The sequence below is a fragment of the Stenotrophomonas sp. FR010 genome, from assembly GCF_047520755.2.
Lineage (GTDB): Bacteria > Pseudomonadota > Gammaproteobacteria > Xanthomonadales > Xanthomonadaceae > Stenotrophomonas > Stenotrophomonas sepilia.
The window spans coordinates 106732-128993 of record NZ_JAXBQT020000009.1 but is presented as its reverse complement, the minus strand read 5'-3'; the positions used below and the strand labels follow the sequence as shown (position 1 = coordinate 128993).

Here is a 22262-nt window from a genome sequence, read left to right as displayed (position 1 = left end):
GCCGCAAACGAAACAGGGCGCCTGGCGCCCTGTCGATGGCAACACCCATTGTAGCTTGGGACGGGCGCGAGGGGTTTCAACCCCGAGGGGTAGTGCCGGCCGCTGGCCGGGTACGCGTCAGCGCATACGCGCTGGCGCTCCCACGCTTCGCTGCGCGAACCGCGGGCCCCGCTCACCTCGCCTCCACACCCCCGCGCCTACGGCGCTGCCCCCGTACTCCGGGGGCGGTAGTGCCGACGGCAGCCGGCCCCCCAATGTGGCGTCAGCCGCGGCTGACGCGGCCGACCGGCGTGTTGCCGCCGTCGCCGAGGAACTTGCGCGGGTTGACCACGTTGCCGTTCTCCCACACCTCGAAGTGCACGTGGGCACCGGTCGAACGGCCGGTGGAACCGGCCTTGGCCACTTCCTGGCCGGCACGGACCAGGTCGCCGGCCTTCACCACCAGGCGCGAATTGTGCGCGTAGCGGGTGACATAGCCATTGCCATGGTCGACATCGACGACATTGCCGTAGCCGCCCTTCACGCCGGCGAAGCTGACCACGCCCTCGGCCACGGCCATCACCGGGTCACCGACCTTTGCGTGGAAGTCCATGCCCTTGTGGGTGGCGGCGCCGCGGCCGAACGGGTCGGCACGGGTGCCGAAGCCGGACGTCACATAGCTGTTGCGGATCGGCATGCGCGACGGCACCGCGTTCTGCTGCAGCTGGTGGTCGAACATCAGCGATTCCATCACCGACAACTGGCGGCCTGAAGCAGCGAAGCGCTGCTCCAGCACCTGTAAGTCGGCGTTGACGTCCTTGACCGGGATGTCGCTGGTCGGGCCGCCTGCGTCACCGTCACCGAGGCCGGGGGTCTCGTTGAAGTCGAACTCGCCGTCCTCCAGCTTGCCCATCTGGGTCAGCCGTTCGCCGAGGGCGTTGAGGCGGGTCGCCTGGGCCTGCAGCTCGCCGAGGCGGGCCGCCAGCGCATTGACCTGGGTCTGCGCATCGCGCTTGACCTTGGCCAGTTCCGCATCCTGGCGCTCGACCTTGGCCTGCAGCCGGGAATCATTCAGCGCGCTGGCGCCAATGCCGCCCGCAAGGCCGATAATGCAGCCTACCCCGAGCACGCTGCCCAGCAGGGCACGGGGGCGGTCCTCGAAATAGAACCGCAAACGCGCGATCGGCGACGACTTGGCCTGTCCTTCACGCGTTTTGATTACGATCTTCTTGAATGCCATCAGTGAGTTTTCATGTCTGAGCCGAAATCCAGCGTTCGCCCCGCGTCGGCACCGAAACCGGCGCTGGATGCGGTAATGGCGGACAAAAGCGGGAACCCGCTGCGGCGTGCCTTGTGGCTCGACGCGCTGGACCGTCAGTTGCGCCCCCAGTTGCCGCCACCTCTGCGCAGCCGTTGCCGGCTGGCCAATGTGGACGGGGAACACCTCGTTTTTCTCGTCGAGTCCCCGGTCTGGCATGCCAAGTTGCGGCTTGCCGAAGCCCAGCTGCTCGACGCGGCCCGTTCCATCGGGCTGAAGGCCACCAGGGTGACCATCAAGACTGCGTCTCCCACTCCCACGCGCTCCCCAGCGCTCGACAACCGGAATGGACCCCACGCAGTTTCAGCCGCCACGCACAAAGGGCTACGCGACGCCTTGGCTTGCCTGCAGGACGTTCCTTCGAAGCCGAAGAAACGGTCCTGATGGCAACGGAGCATCCGGCTCCGCTCCCCGTCGCGCGTGTCACCACGGCGTGAAACATTTCGGGGGCCGGGTCGCATCCTAGCGGCCATCCGGGGGCCTGTCGTTAGATTGTTGTTAAAACTGCGTTAAATTCAGGCTTCTGATCCAACAGGTTCACAAAACCGTGACCTTGAACCAGCCTTGACGTCTTTCAAGCACGCTGAATGCGTCGGCGACGGCGGAAACAAGAACGCCGCCCAGGAAGGCGGCGTTTTTATCTTTAAATTCAACAATCTATGGAATCAGGCGTACGCCGGGGTGGCGTATTCCACCGGATCCGGGGTGGCCGGCGAGTCGAAGCTGACCCATTCCCAGGCGCTGGCGTCGGCCATCAAGGCCCGCACCAGCTTGTTGTTGAGCGCGTGGCCGGACTTGAAGCCTTCGTAGGCACCCAGCACCTGGCCACCGGCCAGATAGAGGTCGCCGATGGCGTCCAGGATCTTGTGGCGCACGAATTCGTCGGCGTAGCGCAAGCCGTCTTCGTTGAGCACGCGGAACTCGTCCAGCACGATGGCGTTGTCCATCGAACCGCCCAGGCCCAGGTTGCGCTCGCGCATGTACTCCAGGTCGCGCATGAAACCAAAGGTGCGCGCGCGGGAGATTTCCTTGGTGTAGGCCAGCGTCGAGAACTCGATTTCCTGGCGCGACTGCTTGGCCGGAATCATCGGGTGGTCGAACTGGATGGTGAAGCCCAGCTTGTAACCCTCGTACGGGGTGAAGCGGGCCACCTTGTCGCCCTCGGTCACTTCCACGGTCTTCAGCACGCGGATGAAGCGCTTGGGCGCATCCTGTTCCACGATGCCTGCCGACTGCAGCAGGAACACGAACGGGCCGGCCGAACCGTCCATGATCGGCAGCTCGGCCGAGGACAGCTCGACGATGATGTTGTCCACACCCAGGCCGGCCAGCGCCGACATCAGGTGTTCGACGGTCTGGATCTTGGCGTCGTTGCAGGTCAGGCCGGTGCACAGGGTCACTTCGGTGACCAGTTCGGCCTTGGCCGGCACTTCCACCACCGGGTCCAGGTCCACGCGGCGGAACACGATGCCATGGTTGACCGGTGCCGGGCGCAGGGTCATGTAGACCTTGTCACCACTATGCAGGCCAACGCCGGTGGCGCGGATCGTGTTCTTGAGGGTGCGTTGCTGGATCATGGGGATGGACCGGAAGTGACACATTAGATTAACACGCGCACTCCCCTACCCTGGCTGAAACGCCAGTGACAGCCACCGGCAGGACACACCGGCACGCCGCTGGGAAAGCGCGTGAAGCAGGGCGGCCGGGCCCATCCTGGCCCGGCGCCCGCGTTTTCAGGACATGGTGGCGCAACCCGGGGAGGACAACCCCGGGCCGGCCCGCTTAGTCCGCCTGGCGGCGCAGGAACGCCGGGATGTCCAGGTAATCGTTCGGCAGTTCTGCCGCGGCCGGGGCCGAAGAGGACGGCGCCGACGGGGCCGAAGCCGCTGCGGTATCGCTGCTGGCGCGACGCAGGCCCAGGCCCATGCCGCCGACGGCCTTGGACACGGCGTCGCCGCCGTTGTCGAAGTCGCCGAACTCCGGCTGGCCGGTGGTGGCGTTGCGGACCAGCTTGATCGGTGCACGCTCGCCCGGACGCTGGGTCTTGCTGGCCGAGACGCGGTTCAGGCCAGTGGCCACCACGGTCACGCGCACTTCGTCCTGCATGTCCGGGTCCAGCACGGTACCGACCACGACGGTGGCGTCTTCCGAAGCGAAGCCGTCGATGGTACGGCCGATCTCGTCGAACTCGGCCATGGTGAAGTCCGCGCCGGCGGTGATGTTGACCAGGATGCCGTTGGCACCGGCCAGGTTCACATCGTCCAGCAGCGGGTTCTGGATCGCCGATTCGGCAGCGGCCTGGGCGCGGTCATCGCCCCGTGCGGTGCCGGTACCCATCATCGCCAGGCCCATTTCGGACATGACGGTGCGCACGTCGGCGAAGTCGACGTTGATCAGGCCCGGACGCACGATCAGGTCGGCGATGCCCTGCACGGCGCCCTGCAGCACGTCGTTGGCGGCGCGGAAGGCCTGGATCATGGTCGCGTTGCGACCCAGCACGGTGATCAGCTTCTCGTTCGGGATCGTGATCAGCGAGTCGCAGTGCTGGCTCAGTTCCTCGATGCCCTTCAGCGCCACCTGCATGCGGCGACGGCCTTCGAACGGGAACGGCTTGGTGACCACGGCCACGGTCAGGATGCCCATTTCCTTGGCCAGCTGCGCCACCACCGGCGCAGCGCCGGTGCCGGTGCCGCCGCCCATGCCGGCGGTGATGAACACCATGTCCGCGCCCTGCAGCGCGTCCATGATGCGCTCGCGGTCTTCCAGCGCGGCCTGGCGGCCGACTTCCGGGTTCGCGCCTGCGCCCAGGCCCTTGGTCACGTTGGTACCCAGCTGCAGCTGCAACTTGGCACCACAATTCTTGATGGCCTGCGAGTCGGTGTTGGCGGTGATGAACTCCACGCCGTCCACCGCCGAGTTGACCATGTGCGCCACGGCATTGCCGCCGCCGCCGCCCACGCCAACCACCTTGATCACCGCATTGGGTGCCATCTTTTCGATCAGTTCAAAATGCGCCATGTCCGTGTCCTCGTTGTATCCGCTTGTCGGTGGCATGGACGGTCGGGCCTCCTGCCTTCGCGTGTCATGTTGCCGTTGCGGCTGTGTGGGTTGTGTAGTGCGTTGTTGCGTTGTGATGCGGGTACTGCGGGTGTTGCGCCGGGCCGGGCCCGGAGTTACGGGTTCCGCGTCAGAACTCGCCGCGGAACCAGGTCTTGAGCTTCTTGAACATGCTTCCAGCGCGCCCGGTCGGCAGCGACGGCCGCCGCGGGTGCTCGATCTGGCTGCCCATCAGCAGCAGGCCCACGCCGGTGGCGTGCACCGGGTTGCCGACCACTTCGCCCAGGCCGGTGACGTGCTGCGGGATGCCCACGCGCACCGGCATCTGCAGCATTTCCTCGGCCAGTTCGACCACGCCCTCCATCTTCGAAGCGCCACCGGTCAGCACCATGCCGGCGCGCACCAGTTCCTCGAAGCCGGAGCGGCGCAGTTCGGCCTGCACCATCTCGAAGATCTCCTCGTAGCGACCCTGCACGGCCTGCGCCAGCGAATGGCGCGGCATGCGGCGCGGCGGGCGGTCGCCGACCGACGGCACCTGGATGCTCTCCTCGGCCGTGGCCAGCTGGGCCAGGGCGCAGGCATAGCGCACCTTGATCTGCTCGGCTTCCGGGGTCGGCGTGCGCAGCATGTGCGCGATATCGTTGGTCACGTGGTCGCCGGCGATCGGCAGCGAGGCGGTGTGGCAAATTGCGCCCTGCACGAACACCGCGATGTCGGTGGTACCGGCGCCCATGTCGACCAGCACCACGCCCAGCTCGCGCTCGTCGGCGGTCAGCACCGCCACGCTGGAGGCCAGCGAGGACAGCACCAGGTCGTCCACCTGCAGGCCGCAGCGCTGCACGCACTTGCTGATGTTGGCCGCCGCCGACTGCGCGCACACCACCAGGTGCGCATGCACTTCCAGGCGCACGCCGGTCATGCCGACCGGGTTGCGGATGCCTTCCTGCGAATCGTCCAGCACGTACTCGCGCGGAATCGCGTGCAGGATCTTCTGATCGGCCGGGATCGCCACCGCCTTGGCTGCGTCGAGCACGCGATCCAGGTCGCCCCAGGTCACTTCACCGTCGCGGATCGGCACGATGCCCGGCGAGTTCTTGCACTGCACGTGGTTGCCGGAGATCGAGGCGTACACCGAACGGATCTCGCAGCCGGCCATCAGCTCGGCTTCTTCCACCGCACGCTGGATCGACTGCACGGTCGATTCGATGTCCACCACCACGCCACGTTTCAACCCGCGCGATTCGTGCGAGCCGATGCCGATCACTTCGATCGGGTTGCCCGGCGAATACTCGCCCACCAGCGCCACCACCTTGGAGGTGCCGATGTCCAGGCCAACGATCAGCGATTTGTCACCCTTGCGATTCATGTCCTTTCCTGCGTGCTTCTGGCCGGGGTCGCCGGCGTTTTCGCCGGCGTGGCCGGGGTACCCCAGCTCAGCGTGAAACCATTGGTGTAACGGAGATCTGCGCGCTCGATCGGCGCGTCCTGGCGGTTGAGCTGCGGCAGCACCTTGACGAAGCGCTGCATGCGAGAGCGCGCGTCGTCACGGCCGACCACCACTTCGGTGCCGTTGCTCAGCACCAGCGACCAGCTGCCGCGCGCATCCATCGTCACCCGGCGCACGTCGACGCCGGCCGGTGCGAACAAGGCACGCGAGTCGCTGTACAGCTTCATCACTTCCTGGGTCTGGCTGTCCGGGCCATCCAGCTCCGGCAGTTCCAGGTCTGACAGTTTCTTCGGCGTGGGGAACAGCTTGCCCTGCTCGGAGACCAGGCGGTTGTTGCCCCAGCGTGCGAACGGCTTGTGCTCGACCAGGGTCACTTCCAGCACATCCGGCCACTGTTTGCGTACCTGCGCGCTTTCCACCCACGGCAGCTTTTCCAGCGCGTCCTGCGCATCCTGCAGCTTGACCGCAAAGAAGCCGGCGCGCGCGTATGGCAGCAGCACCTGCTGCAGCTGTTCGGCAGGCACCCGCTTGAACTCACCATGCACGCGCAGCTTCGCCAGCGGCCAGCGCTCGGCGCCGACCCAGCCATTGACCACGGCCACCACCGGCAGTGCAACCACCGACAGCGCCAACAGCCAGACGAAGATGCGCAGCAGCGCGTTCATGCGTGCGCGGCCTCCAGGGTCTGTTCCAGCACGCGCCACACCAGTTCCTCGAAACCGATGCCGGCCTGGCGGGCCGCCTTGGGCACCAGCGAATGGCTGGTCATGCCCGGCGCGGTGTTCACTTCCAGCAGGAAGAAACGGCCGCTGGCCCGGTCACGCATCACGTCCACGCGGCCCCAGCCACGGCAGCCAGCGGCGCGGAATGCGGCCAGCGCGATGCGGCGGATCTCGTCTTCGTCGCCACCGTCCAGGCCCGGGCACAGGTACTGGGTGTCCTCGGCGATGTACTTGGCGTTGTAGTCATACCACTGGCCCTTGGGCACGATGCGGATCGACGGCAGGGCAACGTCGCCAAGGATGGCCACGGTCAGCTCATCGCCCACCACCATCTGTTCCATCAGCAACTGGCCGTCGTAGCGCGCGGCCAGGGCCACGGCCTCGTCCAGGCCGACCTCGTCGGTGACCCGGCTGATGCCCACGCTGGAGCCTTCGTTGGCCGGCTTCACCACCACCGGCAGGCCCAGCTCGGCGGCCAGCGCATGCACGTTCGACGCGTCGACCTTGCGGTACTGCGGGGTCGGCAGGCCCAGCGACAGCCACACCTGCTTGGTGCGGATCTTGTCCATGCTCAGCGCCGAACCCAGCACGTCCGAGCCGGTGTACGGCACGCCGAAGGCGTCCATCAGGCCCTGCACGATGCCGTCCTCACCGCCACCGTTGTGGCCATGCAGGATGTTGAACACGCGGTCGATGCCACCGGCGGCGAGCGCGCTGGCCAGCGCCGGAATGCCATCGACGGCGAACGCATCGACGCCGCGCGACTGCAGGGCTTCGAGCACGTTGCGGCCCGAGTCCAGCGACACCTCGCGTTCGCTGGAACTGCCGCCGAGCAGCACGGCGACGCTGCCGAACACGGCCGGGTCGGTCACGCGCAGCGGCGGGAAAGTCAGCGCGCTCACGCCTGGCCCTCCGCCTGGAAGCCTTCCACCGCGATATGGGTGGCCACGGCACCGATGTCGCCGGCACCCATCATCAGCAGCAGGTCACCGTCCTGCAGCACGTCCGGCAGCACGCTGGCCAGCTCGGCGGCCTTGCCCACCACCACCGGCTCGCTGCGGCCGCGCGCGCGGATGGCGCGGGCCAGCGCATGCGAGTCGGCACCGGCAATGGGTTCCTCACCGGCCGGATAGACCTCGCTCAGCACCAGCGCGTCGACGCTGGACAGCACCGCGGCGAACTTGTCGAACTGGTCACGGGTGCGGCTGTAGCGGTGCGGCTGGAAGGCCACCACCAGGCGCTTGTCAGCCCAGCCGCCGCGGGCGGCGGCGAATACCGCCTCCAGCTCGCTCGGGTGATGGCCGTAGTCGTCGATGATGCGCACCTTGGCACCGCTGGCGGTGGTCACTTCGCCGAGATCATTGAAGCGGCGACCGACACCTGCGAAGCCTTCCAGCGCGCGCGCGATGGCGTCCGGTGCCACGCCGAGCTGCCAGCCCACCGCGGCGGCGGCCAGCGCGTTGAGTACGTTGTGCCTGCCCGGCAGCGCCAGCACCACTTCCTGGCTGGTGCCCTGCGGCAGGCGCAGGGTGAAGCGCATGCGCGATCCTTCCTGCACCACGTTCTCGGCGCGCACGTCGGCCTGCGGGCTCATGCCGTAGCTCATCACGTGGCGCGGGGTCCTGGCGGCCAGCGCGGCCACTTCCGGATCGTCGATGCACAGCACCGCCAGGCCGTAGAACGGCAGGCGCTGCAGGAATTCGGCGAACGCCGCCTGCACGCGGGCAAAGTCGTTGCCGTAGTTTTCCAGGTGGTCGGCGTCAATGTTCGTGATGATCGACATCAGCGGGTTCAGGCGCAGGAAGCTGCCATCGCTTTCGTCGGCCTCGGCCACCAGCCACTGCCCACCGCCCAGCTTGGCGTTGGCACCGGCAGCCAGCAGCTGGCCACCGATCACGAACGTCGGGTCCAGGCCACCTTCGCTCAGCACCGCCGCAGTCAGGCTGGTGGTGGTGGTCTTGCCATGGGTACCGGCCACGGCGATGCCGCGGCGGAAGCGCATCAGCTCGGCCAGCATCGCCGCGCGCGGCATGATCGGAATGCGCTGGCTGCGCGCTTCCATCAGTTCCGGGTTGTCTTCGCGGATGGCACTGGAGACCACCACGCAGTCGGTGCCCAGCACGTTGGCTGCCGAGTGGCCGCGCATGATGCGCGCTCCCAGGCTGGCCAAGCGGCGGGTTGCCACGTTGTCGGCGTTGTCCGAGCCGGACACTTCGTAGCCCAGCGTCAGCATCACTTCGGCGATACCGCTCATGCCGGTGCCGCCGATGCCGACGAAATGCACGCGCGGGAACGCGCGCACCAGGTCGTTGGTGTCGTGCAGGCGACGGATCATGCGCGGCCTCGCGCAGGGCAGGCGCGGTGGCATGCCTTCTTCATACAGCTTCCTCGAGAATGATATCGGCGATGCGCTCGGCGGCATCGACCTTGGCCAGGGCACGCGCGGCTTGCGCCATCTGCATGCGGCGGGCGGGATTTTCGGACAGATCGCGCAGCAGTGCGGCAATGCCGTCGGCCAGCGTTCCGTCCTGCTTCAGCAACACCGCCGCGCCGCGCTCGACCAGGTACTCCGCATTGCGGGTCTGGTGATCGTCGACGGCAGCGGGGAATGGCACCAGCACGCTGCCGACGCCGGCCGCGCACAGCTCGGCTAGGGTCGACGCACCGGAGCGGCACACGACCAGATCGGCCCAGGCGAAGGCCTCGGCCATGTCGGCGATGAACGGGGTGATTTCCGCCTGCACGCCGGCCTTGGCATACGCCTCGACCGCCTCGGCATGCATCTTCTCGCCACTCTGGTGGCGCACCTGCACCGGCACGCCGGCACCCAGCGCGGCGATCGCCTGCGGCACGCCGGCATTGAGTGCGCGCGCACCCTGGCTGCCACCCACCACCAGCACGCGCAGCGGGCCGTTGCGGTCGGCGAAGCGCTGTTCCGGCGGAGCGATGGCGGCGATCTCCGCACGCACCGGGTTGCCGACGAATTCCTCGCGCTGGGCGAAAGTGCCCGGGAAACCGGTCAGCAGCCGGCGCGCATAACGCGACAGGATGCGGTTGGTCAGGCCGGGCGCACGGTTCTGCTCATGCACGATCAGCGGCAGGCCATGCAGGCGCGTGGCCATGCCACCCGGGCCGGAGGCGAAGCCACCGAAGGCCACCACCGCACGCGGCTGGCGTTTGCGGATGATCATGCCGGCCGCGCGCAGCGCACGCATCAGCCGCCATGGCGCCGCCAGCAGCGCCAGCTTGCCCTTGCCGCGCAGGCCGGTGATCGCCAGCGTGTCGATGGCGATGTCGTGCTGCGGCACCAGGCGGGTTTCCATCGCGCCTTCGGCGCCCATCCAGGTGACCGGCACGCCACGCTCGCGCAGCACGCGGGCCACGGCCAGGCCGGGGAAGATGTGACCGCCGGTACCACCGGCCAGGATCATCACCGGGCGCACCTTCTCGTTGGCTGCACTCATGACAGCCTCCCGAAGGTCGGTTCGATGCGCGACTGCAGGCGGCTGGTGCCGCGCGCGGCGTTCGCCGCAGCGGCAGCCGTCGGCTCGGCGCTCACCGGCACGCTGGCGGCCGCCGGCGTGGCGGCGGGTTCCATCGACTCGGCAGCGGTTTCTTCGGCGCCACCGATGCGCACGGCCTGGCGACGCTCGGCGCGCTTGAGCTCGTAGGACACGCGCAGCAGCAGGCCCATCGCCACGCAGGTCATCAGCACCGACGAGCCGCCGGAGGAGATCAGCGGCAGAGTCAGGCCCTTGGTCGGCAGGATGCCCAGGTTCACGCCGATCGAAACGAAGGTCTGCATGCTGATCCACAGGCCGATGCCGAAGGCGATGTAGCCGGAGAAGTGGCGCTTCATTTCCACGCAGCGCATGCCCAGCCAGAAGGTACGGCCGACCAGCAGCGCGTACAGGGCCACGATCACGCAGGTACCGAGGAAACCGAATTCCTCGGCGGTGACCGAGAAGATGAAGTCGGTATGCGCTTCCGGCAGGTAGTACAGCTTCTGCACCGAATTGCCCAGGCCGACGCCGGTCCACTCGCCACGGCCCACCGCCATCAGCGCGTTGGACAGCTGGTAGCCGTCGCCCTGCTGGTCGGCCCACGGGTCCAGGAACGAGGTGATGCGGCGCATGCGGTACGGCTCGATGATCGCCAGCGCGCTCATGCCGACCAGGCCGATGACCACCGGCATCGACATGCGCGGCATGTTCACCCCGCCCAGCACCAGCATGCCGGCGGTGATCGCCAGCAGCAGGGTCGAAGAACCGAAGTCCGGCTGCAGCAGCAGCAGCACCACCAGCGCACCGGCCACGCCCAGCGGCTTGAGCATCGCCGGCCAGGTCGCATTGACCTCGTCGCGGAAGCGCACCAGGTAGCTGGACAGCCAGACGATGTACAGCACCTTCACCGCCTCGACCGTCTGGAACTTGGAGATGCCCAGGTTGATCCAGCGGCGTGCGCCGTTGACCGTGCTGCCCAGGCCCGGCGCGAACACCGCCAGCAGCAGCACGAAGCAGCCCAGCAGCAGCATCTGGTTGTACTGCTCGATGGATTTCAGCTCGGTGCGGGCGGCGATGACCGCCAGCACGATACCCACCGCCAGGAAGATCAGGTGGCGGTTGAGGTAGTAGAACGGGCTGCTCATCAAGGCGATCGAGCTGGACGCCACCATCACCACGCCCACGCCGGTGAGCGCGATGATCGCGCCCAGCAGCCACTTGTCGTAGCTGCCTTCGATGGCTTCAAGGCGTGTTGCCTGGCGGGACAGGTCGTTCATCTCAGCGCACCTTCAACGTGGCCAGGCCGATCAGCACGAGCACGACGGAGATGATCCAGAAGCGCACGATCACGCGCGGCTCCGGCCAGCCCTTCAGTTCGAAATGGTGGTGGATTGGCGCCATGCGGAACACGCGCTTGCCGGTCAGCTTGAACGAGGCGACCTGGATCATCACCGACAGCGTTTCGATGACGAACACGCCGCCCATGATCACCAGCACCAGTTCCTGGCGGGTGATCACCGCGATCGTGCCCAGCACCGCACCCAGCGCCAGCGCGCCGATGTCGCCCATGAAGACCATGGCCGGATAGGTGTTGAACCACAGGAAGCCCAGGCCGGCACCGGCGATGGCCGCGCAGATGATGACCAGCTCGCCCGCGCCCGGGATCTGCGGGATCTGCAGGTAGTTGGCGAACACCACGTTGCCCGAGGCATAGGCGAACACGCCCAGCGCGCAGGCCACCAGCACGGTCGGCATGATTGCCAGACCGTCCAGGCCGTCGGTCAGGTTCACCGCGTTGGAGAAGCCGACGATCCAGAAGTAGGCGATGGCCACGAAGCCGATGCCGGCCAGCGGCAGCGCGACCGACTTGAACATCGGGATGTAGAAGGTCAGCGCTGCCGGCACGTCGGCCGTGTAGAACAGGAACAGGCCCGCGGCAAGGCCGAAGATCGACTGCAGCAGATACTTCCAGCGCGACTTCAGGCCGTTCGGGTCACGGCGGACGATCTTGATCCAGTCGTCATACCAGCCGATGGCGCCGAAGCACAGCATCACCGCCAGCACCAGCCACACGTAGCGGTTGCGCAGGTCCGCCCACATCAGCACCGACAGGGTGATGGTGAGCAGGATCAGCGAACCGCCCATGGTCGGCGTGCCGGCCTTGGAGAAATGGGTTTGCGGACCGTCCTGGCGGATCGGCTGGCCGCCCTTGAACTGGGCGAGCTTGCGGATCATCGCCGGGCCGAACCACAGCGACAGGAACAGGGCCGTCAGCGCGGCAAGGATGGCGCGGAACGTCTGGTAGTTGAACAGCCCGAACAGGCTCTCCAACTGCTGCAACCATCGAGCCAGTTCATACAACATGCGGGGATTCCTCTCCTTGCGCCAGCAGCGCTTTGACAATCGTGTCCATGGCGCTGCCACGGGAACCCTTGACCAGGCAGCGCACGCCGGCGTGCAGCTCGTCCTTCAGCGCCTGCGACAGCGCGTCATGGGTGGCGAAATGACGGCCGCCGTCGCCGAAGGCGGTGGCGGCGGCGGCACTGAGCGGGCCCAGCGCATACAGGCGCTTGAGGCCGGCGGCGCGTGCGCGGATGCCGGCCTGCGCATGCAGCGCTTCGGCATCCGGGCCCAGCTCGCGCATGTCACCCAGCACCAGCCAGCCCTCTTCCGGGGCAGTGGCCAGGGCATCGATGGCCGCAGCGAGCGAGCCGGGATTGGCGTTGTAGCTGTCGTCCACCAGCACCGCGCCGTTGCGCAGCTGATGGGCGATCTGGCGTCCCGGTACCGGCTGCGCCTCGGCCAGCCCGGCCGCAATCAGCGCCAGATCGACACCGGCCGCCAGCGCCAGGCTGGCGGCGGCCAGCGCATTGCTGACGTTGTGGCGACCCGGCAGGCCCAGCACCACGCGGGCTTCGCCGGTCGGTGCGACCAGGGTGAACTGGCTGCCCTGTGCACCGGCGCGGATGTCGCGCGCGGTCACGTCCGCCGAGTGTTCCAGGCCATAGCGCAGCACGCGGCAACGCGCCGGAGTGCCGACGAAGTGCTGTTCGAACCAGCGGCCGTAGGCATCGTCGGCGTTGATCACCGCCACGCCATCGGCCGGCAGCGCGGCATAGATCGCGCCCTTGGTCACCGCCACGCCGAGCAGGCTGCCCATCCGCTCCAGGTGGGCGGGGGCGATGTTGTTGACCAGCGCATAGCGCGGGCGGGCGATGTCGGTCAGGTAGGCGATATCGCCAGGCTTGCCAGCGCCCATCTCGTAGACGGCGTAGTCGGCATCTTCCGGCGCATCGATCACCGCCAGCGGCAGGCCGATCTCGTTGTTGCGGTTACCCGGGTTGGCGTAGACCACCTTGTGCGCGTGCTGGGCCACCTGCTGCAGGATCGACAGCAGCAGGCTCTTCACGCTGGTCTTGCCATTGCTGCCGGTGATCGCGAACACCTCGGTGCCACGGTCACGCTGCATGCCGGTAGCGATCTTCGCCAGTGCCAGCTCGCTGTCGGCCACCAGTACCTGCGGCAGCTCGATCGGCAGCAGCCGCTCGACCAGCAGCGCACTGGCACCGCGCGCCTGCGCGTCGGCAGCGAAGTCATGCCCGTCGAAACGCTCACCGCGCAGCGCCACATACAGGCTGCCCGGGCCCAGGTTGCGGGTGTCATTGCTGACTGCATCGATGGCCACGTCGTCGCCGTGGATCTCGCCACCGGCCCAGTGTGCGATCAGCGAAAGCAGGGTGCGCTTCATGCGGCGCCCTCCCCGGCCTGTGCCTGCAGAACACCGGCCTTGGCCGCCAGTGCAGCCGCAGCCACTTCGGTGTCGTCGAAGTCATGACGCACGCCATTCACTTCCTGGTACGGCTCATGGCCCTTGCCGGCAATCAGGATGATGTCGCCGGCACCGGCACGCTTCACCGCCAGGCCGATCGCACGCGCGCGGTTGCGCTGCACGGTCACGGCATCGGCGTGCTGGAAGCCGGCCAGGATGTCGGCCACGATCACGTCGCCATTCTCGCCACGCGGGTTGTCGTCGGTGACAATGACCTGGTTGGCCAGGCGCTCGGCAATCGCCGCCATCTGCGGACGCTTGCCGGTATCGCGCTCGCCACCGCAGCCGAACACGCAGAACAGCGTGCCCTGCAGATGGCCGTGCAGGCTGTCCAGCGCCTGCTCCAGCGCGTCCGGGGTATGTGCGTAGTCGACCACCACGGTCGGCAGGCCGTCTTCGCCGCCGAGGCGGTTCATGCGGCCACGGATCGGCTGCAGCGCCGACAGCACCTCGGCGATGCGCGGCAGCGGCTGGCCCTGCGCCTGCAGGGTGCCGGCCACGGCCAGCAGGTTGTCCACGTTGAAGCGGCCCAGCAGCGGCGACTGCACCGCGGCGCGCTGGCCGTCGATGACCAGCTCGAAGGCAATACCGCGCCCATCCAGCTGCAGCGCTTCAGCGCGCACGCTGGCGTCAGCGGCATCGCGCGAGCTCAGGCCGATCGGTTGCACGCCGGCAGGCAGGCCAGCGAACAGCTGGCGACCGAAGGCGTCGTCCAGGTTGACCACCGCCGCCTTCAGGCCCGGGCGATGGAACAGCCGCGCCTTGGCCGCGCCGTAGCTGGCCATGTCACCGTGGTAGTCCAGATGGTCGCGGGTGAGGTTGGTGAACACCGCCACGTCGTAGTGCACGGCATCCACGCGGCCCTGGTCCAGCGCGTGCGAGCTGACTTCCATCGCCACCGCGCGCGCACCGGCGTCGCGCAGCTGTGCCAGCAGCGCATGCATCTGCAGTACCAGCGGCGTGGTGAATCCGGTCGGCTCGACCGCACCATAAAGTCCGGCGCCCAACGTGCCGATACTGCCACTGGGCGTTCCGAGCAGGTGCCAGGCCTGGGCCAGCAGCTGCACGGTGGAGGTCTTGCCGTTGGTACCGGTCACGCCGACCATCGCCATCGCCCGCGACGGCGCGCCGTGGAACTGGTCGGCCATCGCCCCCATGCGCGCCCGCAGGCCCGGCACGGCGATCGCATCGGCCGGCGCCGGCAGCTCGGCCGGTGCCGGTGGCTCGAACAGGATGGCGCTGGCACCGGCCGCACGGGCCTGCTCGACAAAACCCAGCCCATGCGCGCCGAAACCGGCGATGGCGACGAAGGCATTGCCGGGGCGCACGGCGCGGCTGTCCAGCACCAGGCCGGTCAGAACGGGATCATGGCCCGCCAGGGCCACGTCCGGAAGCAACTGCGAAAGCAACATCGAAGGACTCATTGCGTGCCTCCCGTAGCGGGCGGCGTCTGGGCTTGCGCGCTCGGCAGCGCAGCATCGAATTCAGCGGCGGCATCGACCGGCAGCGCGGTCTCGGCCGGCGGTGCGGGCAGGATCGAGGCCGAATGGCCGACCTTGCCCGACTGCTGTGCGGCCAGCCACGACTGCAGGTCGTCCAGCGGCACGTCCATCAGGCGCAGGGTGCCTTCCATCACGTTGTGATAGACCGGCGCCGACACCAGGCCGCCGTAGAACTTGCCGGCCTGCGGATCGTTGATGACGATGACGGTGGCGAAGCGCGGGTTGGTGGCCGGCACCACGCCGGCAAACAGCGCGTTGTAATGGCCGCGCTCGTAACCACCCGGACCGGCCTTGCGCGCGGTGCCGGTCTTGCCGGCCACGCGGTAGCCCAGCACCGCCGCCTGCTTGGCGCCGCCCTGGGTGACCACCGTCTCCATCATCGCCACCACCTGCCTGGCGACGTTCTCGTCGATGATCTGCTGGCCTTCGTTGCGCTGGCCCTTGACGAAGGTCGGCGCGATCAGGCGCCCGCCGTTGGCCAGCGCCGAGTAGGCGGTGGCAATCTGCAGCGGCGTGACCGACAGGCCGTAGCCGTAGGACATGGTGGTCTTGGTGGTCCCCGACCAGCGCGCCGGACGCATTACCACACCGGCCGATTCACCCGGGAACCCGCTGTGCGGCGCCGAGCCATAGCCGAAGCGGCGCACGCCGTCGTAGAAGGTCTGGTCCGGCATCTTCGCCGCAACCTTGGCTGCACCCACGTTCGAACTGCGGGTGATCACGCCGGTCACGTTCAGCACGCCGTTGTTGCGTGGCACGTCGCGGATGGTGAAGCGACCCAGCGTCATGTAGCCCGGGTTGGTGTCGATGATGGTGTCCTTGGTCACCACACCGGCCTGCAGCGCGGTGGCGATGGTCAGCGGCTTCATCGTCGAACCCGGCTCGACCAGGTCGGTCACCGCGCGGTTGCGGCGCGTATCAGGGATCGCGCCGGTCAACGAATTCGGGTTGTAGGTCGGCAGGTTGACCATGGCCAGGATCTCGCCGGTGGTCACGTCCATGATCACCATTGAACCGCCGGCCGCCTTGTTGGCCACCAGCGCGTTGCGCAGTTCCTTGAAGGCCAGGTACTGGATGCGGCGGTCGATGCTGAGGGTCAGGTCCTTGCCCGGCTCAGCGGCACGCAGCAGATCGCTTTCGACGGTCTCGCCCTTGCGGTTGCGGATCACCCGCTTCGCACCGGGCTTGCCGCGCAGCCATTCGTCGAAGGCCAGTTCCAGGCCTTCCTGGCCGCGATCATCGATGTTGGTGAAGCCCAGCACGTGCGCCATCGCCTCACCCTGCGGGTAGAAGCGGCGGAACTCGCGCTGCGCGGCCACGCCCGGAATCTTCAGCGCGACCACCTTCTCTGCCTCGTCCGGATTGATCCGGCGACGCAGGTACATGAATTCCTTGTCCGACTTCTGCGACAGGCGGCTGCTCAGCTCATCCACCGACATGCCGACCGCCTGGGCCAGCTCGGGGATGCGTTCGGGCGAACGCAGCAGGTCCTGCGGGTTGACCCAGATCGAGGCAACCGGCGTGGACACCGCCAGCGGCTCGCCGTTGCGGTCGGTGATCATGCCGCGCGAAGTCTTGATCGGCAGCTCGCGCAGGTAGCGGGCCTCACCCTGGCGCTGGTAGAAGTCGCTGTTGATGATCTGTACGTAGGCCGCGCGGCCGACCAGCGACACCGAGCACAGGCCAAGCGCCAACGCCACCCAGCGCAGGCGCTGGCGCAGGTTGAAGGCATTGCGTGGACGGTTGCGACCGGCCTTGCTCATGGGCGCACCACCACGATGTCGGCGGCCTCGGGGAACTTCATGCCGAGCTTTTCGCGGGCGATGCGATCGACACGGTTGGCTTCGGCCAGCGTGGCCTGCTCCAGCTGCAGGCGGCCGAATTCCAGGTTGATGTCATCGCGCTTGCGCTCGGCGCGCGACAGCTCGATGAACGTCTGCCGATGACGGTGACGCACGAACACGACGCCGATCGCCGAGGCCACGGTGCAGGCCAACAGGATGATCAGCAGCAGCCGGCTCATGCGTCGGCCTCCCGCTTCTGGGCCACGCGCAGCACGGCGCTGCGGGCGCGCGGGTTGGCGGCCAGCTCTTCGTCGGTGGCCTTGATGGCCCCGCCGATCAGGTCCAGCGTCGGCACGAACGCAACGGCCTCGGGCAGGCGGCGGTTGGCCGGCGGCGCCTTGGCCAGGCGGTTCATGTACTGCTTGACGATGCGGTCTTCCAGCGAGTGGAAGCTGATCACCGCCAGACGGCCACCGGGCTTGAGCCGTTCCACCGCCGCATCGAGCCCTGCTTCCAGATCGGCCAGCTCGCGGTTGATGTGGATGCGGATGGCCTGGAAGCTGCGCGTGGCGGGATGGATCTTGTCCTTTCCACGCGGCATCACCGAGGCGATCAGCTCGGCCAGTTCGGCGGTGCGGGAGAACGGCTGCTTCTCGCGGCGGGCCACGATGGCGCGGGCGATGCGCCGGCTCTGACGCTCTTCGCCGTAGGTCCACAGCACATCGGCGATCTCGCGCTCTTCCACGCGGTTGATCCACTGCGCAGCGCTTTCACCGCTGTCCGGGTCCATGCGCATGTCCAGCGGGCCGTCCTTGCCGAAGCTGAAGCCACGTTCGGCCACATCCAGCTGCGGCGACGACACGCCCAGGTCGAACAGCACGCCGTCCAGGCCTTCGGCCGTCGCATCCCACTGCAGCAGCTGGGCGAAGCTGCCACGGAAGATGGACACGCGCGGGTCCGGCGCGAAATCGCGCTCGGCAACGGCGATGGCTTCCGGATCCTTGTCCATGACCAGCAGGCGCCCCTCGGGACCGAGCTGGGTGAGCACGCCACGTGCATGACCGCCACGACCGAACGTGCCATCCAGATAACGTCCGTTTTCGATCACCCTCAGGCCTTCAAGGACCTGGGTGTACAGGACCGGCAGGTGCACCGCCGGCGACTGCGACACCGGAAGGTGACCGGCCTGCGCTTCTGGGCGCATCCGGGCACCCCGGCTCACAACTTCAGGTCGAGCAACCCATCACCCAGATCCTCGTCAGACAACGTCTGCTGGATCAGGGCCCGATGCGCCTGCTCGCTCCACAATTCGAACTTGTCGCCCATGCCGAGCAATACCGCCTTCTTCTCAATGCCCACCGCACCGCGGTGGCTGGCGGGGATGCTGATGCGACCGTTGCCGTCCAGCTCCAGATGGGCGGCCGAGCCGACCAGCTTCTGCTGCAACAGGCGCACGACGCGCTGGGTGTTGGGCTTGGACATCACATCGTCGCGGACCCGTTCCCATTCCGACTCTGCGTACAGCCACAGGCAGCCGGCTTCGAACGGGTTGTAGGTCAGCACGAGACGGTTGTTGCTGGCGCGCGCGACGAGGTCGCGGTAAGCGGTGGGAACCGCCATGCGCCCCTTGTCGTCAACTGTGATGGCCGTCTCGCCCTGGAACACGACGCCTGCACCTTGTCCTTCGCCCGGTGAAACATTGAACCACGAAAACCCACAAAACACCCGGATTTCCCTCTGATGCCCACCTTAGCAGCGGGCCGAGGGTTGTCAACAACTTTTCAGCAGGGAAATCGCCAGCCGCATCAATGGCTTGCAACAACCTTTAGAGAATTGTTCAAGGCTTATCCACAAGTTGCTGATCCGTCTCAATTTTTGAGATTGAACGGAAGTTCAGGGGCGTGGACGGGGCGTGAAACATCGGCCGCGCATTCATCCGAGCCGGGCCGGAAACGGCGCCGGACTGCGCAAACGGTGCACAATGAGGCCATGTGCCTGCTCGCTCTTGGCTGGATGCACCACCCGCGCTGGCGGCTGGTGATGACCGGCAACCGTGATGAGTTCCACGCCCGCCCCACCGCGGCGCTGGCCCCCTGGCAGGATGAGACCTCCGTCATCGGGGGACGCGACCTGCGCTCCGGCGGTGGCTGGGCCGGGGTCGGCGCCTCGGGCCGGATGGCGGTGGTCACCAACGTCCGCGACCCGCTGGCGGCCCAGACCGGACCGTCGCGGGGCGCGCTGGTGGCCGACTTCCTGCGCGGCCGCGACCCGGCCGCCGTGCATATCGAGCGGTTGGCAACCGTGGCGGGTGCCTACGCCCCATTCAATCTGTTGCTGGCCGATGGCGACAGCCTGGAGTACCTGGGCAACCATCCCGCCGAACGGCAGATGCTTGGCCCGGGCGTTCACGGCATGTCCAACGGCGCGCTGGACGCGCCCTGGCCGAAGACCCGACGGCTGATGGCCGCGCTGTCGGCATGGCTGGAAGCAGACGGGGTCAGATCCCTTTCGCAACGCGAAAGGGATCTGACCCCGGACCTGACCCCGCTCTGGAATGCCTTGGCCGATGAACACCGCCCCGCCGACAGCGACCTGCCCGACACCGGCATCGGCCTGGAACGCGAGCGCTGGTTGAGCCCGGCCTTCATCCGCGGCGACGACTACGGCACCCGCGCCAGCACCGTGCTGCTGATCGACGCCGACGGCCACGGCGAGATCCACGAACGCCGCTTCGGCCCGCAGGGTGTACCGAGCGGACAAAGCCACGTCATTTTCTGACCTGGTCATGACCGCCCTTGGCCAGATGCTCCTGGTGGGGGTAGTGCCGGCCGCTGGCCGGCAGCCTTTGGATGCTCTGATTCGCCATGAAGCTGCCGGCCAGCGGCCGGCACTACCCGCAGCTTGCTGTCGCGATCCACGTGACGGCGGTCGCCATCGCAGCGGGCTTGAAACGTCATTCAGCTTTCAGCCGCGACCGCAATGTGCCCGTACCACAGGGGTTCCGGCATTCCAGCCCACCCACTGTGTCCTTTTCGCATTCGGCACTGTGTCTATAAATGTCGGCCCTGACCTCCCAGGGTGGTCGCGCCCGGCACCACGCCGCGCGATCGACCGCAACCACAAGGAGGCCCCATGCGCCGCATCCTCATCCTGCTCGCCACCCACCTGCTCACCCTCGGCCTGGGCTTCGGCCTGGGCGTCTACTTCCTGCCGATCCTGATCGCCCCCGATGACCCGCCGGCCGCCCAGGTACAGGCCGCGATGAAGGACGCCACCTACCGCACCACTTTCCGCCGCGACCTGAAAGGCAGCGACGCGGTGCACTGGGCCGAAGGCAAGGTCAGCGTCAGTGCCACCCAGGTCGCCTTCGACGGGAAGATGGGACCGGGCCCGGATTACAAGGTGTACCTGGTTCGCGATTTCGTCGACAACAAGGCCGACTTCCTGAAGATCAAGGCGCAGGCCCAGCGCATCGGCGAGGTAAAGACCTTCAACCGCTTCCTGGTGGAGGTGCCCGCGAACGTGGATGTGAACGACTACACCACCGTCGTGGTGTGGTGCGAACGCTTCTCGCAGTTCATTTCCGCCGGGCAGTACCGCATGCCGGGCTGAGGATCGCGCGACGTCGAGGTAGTGCCGGCCGCTGGCCGGCAGCACTCTGTCCGCCACTGCTGGCATCGTGAAGCTGCCGGCCAGCGGCCGGCACTACAGATGCGCGGTTCATGCATATCGAAGAAAGAGGCGGAGCCGGCCGATAAGCCGGGTTCTGTCGTGGACAGTCATTCCTCTAGGCGTTACGTCACCGCAACGCTCAAGCAACCTACCCGGATCCAACGCGGGCCGCGCCAAAGGATCCCTATTTGGTCTTGCTCCAGGTGGGGTTTGCCGTGCCGGTCTGTTACCAGACTCGCGGTGCGCTCTTACCGCACCATTTCACCCTTACCGGCCTTCCGAAGAAGACGTAGGCGGTATCTTTCTGTTGCACTTTCCGTCGGCTTGCGCCGCCCAGGCGTTACCTGGCACCTTGCCCTATGGAGCCCGGACTTTCCTCGGCACCCCCGAAGGGATGACGCGACTGTCTGGCCGACTCCGCCAGCGCGCATTCTAGCGTACGCACGCCCTTCCTGCCGTGCCGATCGCGGCGTCCGGTTCATCCATCCACGCGTGGCGTGGATCTACCGATGCCGCTGCCTTGGTGGGTGCGGATTCCGATCTGGTGGGTGCGGACCTTGGTCCGCACGATCCATCAACTACCGTACAGCGCCTTGCGCGGCGCACCGGTCAGTTCCGCAGCCAGCTTGGCGGCGGTCGACGGCGGCAGGTGCTCGCTCAGCTTCGCGTAGACGCGGCGGCCGCGTGCCAGCTGCGCTTCCTCGTCATCGCCGGCGCCCTGCACCATCACCACGAACTCGCCCTTGCGCTGGTTCTCGTCAGCTTCCACCTTCACCAGCAGGCCCGCCAGGTCGCCATCAAGCACGGTCTCGAACAGCTTGGTCAGCTCGCGGGCCAGCACCGCCGGGCGCTCGCCGCCGAAGATCGCCGCCATGTCGGCCAGCGACTCGGCGATGCGGTGCGAGGATTCGTAGAACACCATCGTGCGCACTTCGCCGGCCAGCGCCTGCAGGCGGTCGCGGCGGCCGCTGGCCTTGGCCGGCAGGAAACCCTCGAAGCTGAAACGGTCGCTGGGCAGGCCGGCCACGCTCAGCGCGGCAATGGCGGCGCAGGCGCCGGGCACCGGGCTGACCTTGATGCCCGCCGCGCGCGCGGCACGCACCAGGCGGAAACCGGGGTCACTGACCAGCGGGGTACCGGCATCGCTGACCAGCGCCAGCGACTCGCCGGCCTGTAATCGCGAAACCAGGCGTTGCGCCAAGGCCTCTTCATTGTGTTCGTGCAGGGCCACCAGCGGTTGCTGGATGCCGAAATGGGACAGCAGCTGGCCGCTGCGGCGGGTGTCCTCGGCACAGATGGCCGCCACCGAACGCAGCACCTCCTGCGCGCGCGGGCTCAGATCGGCCAGGTTGCCGATCGGGGTGGCGACGACGTACAGGGTTGGCACACTCATTTCAGCGGTACTCACGGGGCAAGGGTAGAATCGTAGCGTGTACCCGGCCAAGGCCG

At 67.5% G+C, this 22262-nt stretch carries 19 protein-coding genes, 1 other RNA gene and 1 pseudogene; 3 read left to right on the top strand and 18 right to left on the bottom strand.

Going from position 1 to position 22262, the window contains the following annotated elements; translation table 11 throughout:
• Positions 1-262: 262 nt before the first annotated feature.
• The gene (locus tag ACM0PK_RS10520; RefSeq protein WP_033834438.1) at positions 263-1219 is read right to left on the bottom strand and encodes a M23 family metallopeptidase; all 957 of its coding nucleotides are present in this window, start codon (positions 1217-1219) and stop codon (positions 263-265) included.
• Between the two features lie 12 nt (positions 1220-1231).
• Between ACM0PK_RS10520 and ACM0PK_RS10515 the strand changes: the two genes are divergently transcribed.
• Positions 1232-1681, top strand: a complete 450-nt coding sequence (locus ACM0PK_RS10515) for a DciA family protein (RefSeq protein WP_049413132.1) — start codon at positions 1232-1234, stop codon at positions 1679-1681.
• A gap of 281 nt (positions 1682-1962) precedes the next feature.
• Here ACM0PK_RS10515 and lpxC read toward each other — a convergent pair whose 3' ends face one another.
• The 15 genes and pseudogenes from lpxC to mraZ all read right to left on the bottom strand — a co-directional run bounded on the left by lpxC (position 1963) and on the right by mraZ (position 18806).
• Positions 1963-2874, bottom strand: a complete 912-nt coding sequence (gene lpxC, locus ACM0PK_RS10510) for a UDP-3-O-acyl-N-acetylglucosamine deacetylase (protein WP_008267619.1) — start codon at positions 2872-2874, stop codon at positions 1963-1965.
• Positions 2875-3079: 205 nt separating this feature from the next.
• Positions 3080-4315 carry a cell division protein FtsZ gene (gene ftsZ / locus ACM0PK_RS10505; RefSeq protein WP_414607662.1) on the bottom strand — a complete coding sequence of 412 codons (1236 nt, stop codon included), beginning with the start codon at positions 4313-4315 and terminating at the stop codon, positions 3080-3082.
• A gap of 169 nt (positions 4316-4484) precedes the next feature.
• Positions 4485-5720: a cell division protein FtsA gene (ftsA, locus tag ACM0PK_RS10500; protein ID WP_005408083.1), complete on the bottom strand. Its 1236-nt coding sequence runs from the start codon at positions 5718-5720 to the stop codon at positions 4485-4487.
• Positions 5721-5788: 68 nt separating this feature from the next.
• A pseudogene (locus ACM0PK_RS10495) lies at positions 5789-6466 on the bottom strand (cell division protein FtsQ/DivIB); the annotation flags it as partial.
• Positions 6463-7425 carry a D-alanine--D-alanine ligase gene (locus tag ACM0PK_RS10490; RefSeq protein WP_414607663.1) on the bottom strand — a complete coding sequence of 321 codons (963 nt, stop codon included), beginning with the start codon at positions 7423-7425 and terminating at the stop codon, positions 6463-6465. The gene ACM0PK_RS10490 and the pseudogene ACM0PK_RS10495, both read right to left, overlap by 4 nt.
• Complete coding sequence (gene murC / locus ACM0PK_RS10485; protein ID WP_061478391.1) at positions 7422-8858, bottom strand: UDP-N-acetylmuramate--L-alanine ligase; 1437 nt, start codon at positions 8856-8858, stop codon at positions 7422-7424. The genes ACM0PK_RS10490 and murC overlap by 4 nt, the downstream gene beginning before the upstream one ends.
• Before the next feature lie 40 nt (positions 8859-8898).
• Complete coding sequence (gene murG, locus ACM0PK_RS10480; RefSeq protein WP_005415293.1) at positions 8899-9987, bottom strand: undecaprenyldiphospho-muramoylpentapeptide beta-N-acetylglucosaminyltransferase; 1089 nt, start codon at positions 9985-9987, stop codon at positions 8899-8901.
• Positions 9984-11303, bottom strand: a complete 1320-nt coding sequence (ftsW, locus tag ACM0PK_RS10475; RefSeq protein WP_188218676.1) for a putative lipid II flippase FtsW — start codon at positions 11301-11303, stop codon at positions 9984-9986. The genes murG and ftsW overlap by 4 nt, the downstream gene beginning before the upstream one ends.
• 1 nt (position 11304) lies before the next feature.
• Positions 11305-12390, bottom strand: coding sequence for a phospho-N-acetylmuramoyl-pentapeptide-transferase (mraY, locus tag ACM0PK_RS10470; RefSeq protein WP_061478394.1), 1086 nt, complete (start codon positions 12388-12390; stop codon positions 11305-11307).
• The gene (locus tag ACM0PK_RS10465; protein WP_134972539.1) at positions 12380-13774 is read right to left on the bottom strand and encodes a UDP-N-acetylmuramoyl-tripeptide--D-alanyl-D-alanine ligase; all 1395 of its coding nucleotides are present in this window, start codon (positions 13772-13774) and stop codon (positions 12380-12382) included. Before ACM0PK_RS10465 ends, mraY begins: the two co-directional genes overlap by 11 nt.
• Complete coding sequence (locus ACM0PK_RS10460) at positions 13771-15279, bottom strand: UDP-N-acetylmuramoyl-L-alanyl-D-glutamate--2,6-diaminopimelate ligase (RefSeq protein WP_180885318.1); 1509 nt, start codon at positions 15277-15279, stop codon at positions 13771-13773. The genes ACM0PK_RS10465 and ACM0PK_RS10460 overlap by 4 nt, the downstream gene beginning before the upstream one ends.
• A complete protein-coding gene (locus ACM0PK_RS10455) occupies positions 15276-17120 on the bottom strand; it encodes a peptidoglycan D,D-transpeptidase FtsI family protein (protein ID WP_069139504.1) in 1845 nt (614 codons plus the stop codon). The genes ACM0PK_RS10460 and ACM0PK_RS10455 overlap by 4 nt, the downstream gene beginning before the upstream one ends.
• Positions 17117-17380 (bottom strand): cell division protein FtsL, encoded by a 264-nt coding sequence (gene ftsL / locus ACM0PK_RS10450; RefSeq protein ID WP_005415286.1) that lies wholly within the window; start codon positions 17378-17380, stop codon positions 17117-17119. The genes ACM0PK_RS10455 and ftsL overlap by 4 nt, the downstream gene beginning before the upstream one ends.
• Positions 17377-18345, bottom strand: coding sequence for a 16S rRNA (cytosine(1402)-N(4))-methyltransferase RsmH (gene rsmH, locus ACM0PK_RS10445; RefSeq protein ID WP_049468237.1), 969 nt, complete (start codon positions 18343-18345; stop codon positions 17377-17379). Before rsmH ends, ftsL begins: the two co-directional genes overlap by 4 nt.
• Before the next feature lie 14 nt (positions 18346-18359).
• Complete coding sequence (mraZ, locus tag ACM0PK_RS10440; protein WP_004143635.1) at positions 18360-18806, bottom strand: division/cell wall cluster transcriptional repressor MraZ; 447 nt, start codon at positions 18804-18806, stop codon at positions 18360-18362.
• Positions 18807-19130: 324 nt separating this feature from the next.
• On the opposite strand from mraZ, the gene ACM0PK_RS10435 reads away from it, so the two are divergent.
• Positions 19131-19919 (top strand): NRDE family protein, encoded by a 789-nt coding sequence (locus tag ACM0PK_RS10435; protein WP_423170904.1) that lies wholly within the window; start codon positions 19131-19133, stop codon positions 19917-19919.
• Between the two features lie 354 nt (positions 19920-20273).
• Positions 20274-20753, top strand: coding sequence for a DM13 domain-containing protein (locus ACM0PK_RS10430; RefSeq protein WP_134972848.1), 480 nt, complete (start codon positions 20274-20276; stop codon positions 20751-20753).
• Positions 20754-20880: 127 nt separating this feature from the next.
• On the opposite strand, the gene rnpB is transcribed toward ACM0PK_RS10430, so the two are convergent.
• Positions 20881-21232, bottom strand: an RNA gene (gene rnpB, locus ACM0PK_RS10425) — RNase P RNA component class A.
• Positions 21233-21387: 155 nt separating this feature from the next.
• Entirely contained in the window at positions 21388-22206 is an 819-nt protein-coding gene (gene rsmI / locus ACM0PK_RS10420) for a 16S rRNA (cytidine(1402)-2'-O)-methyltransferase (protein ID WP_134972847.1), read from the bottom strand.
• Between the last annotated feature and the right edge of the window lie 56 nt (positions 22207-22262).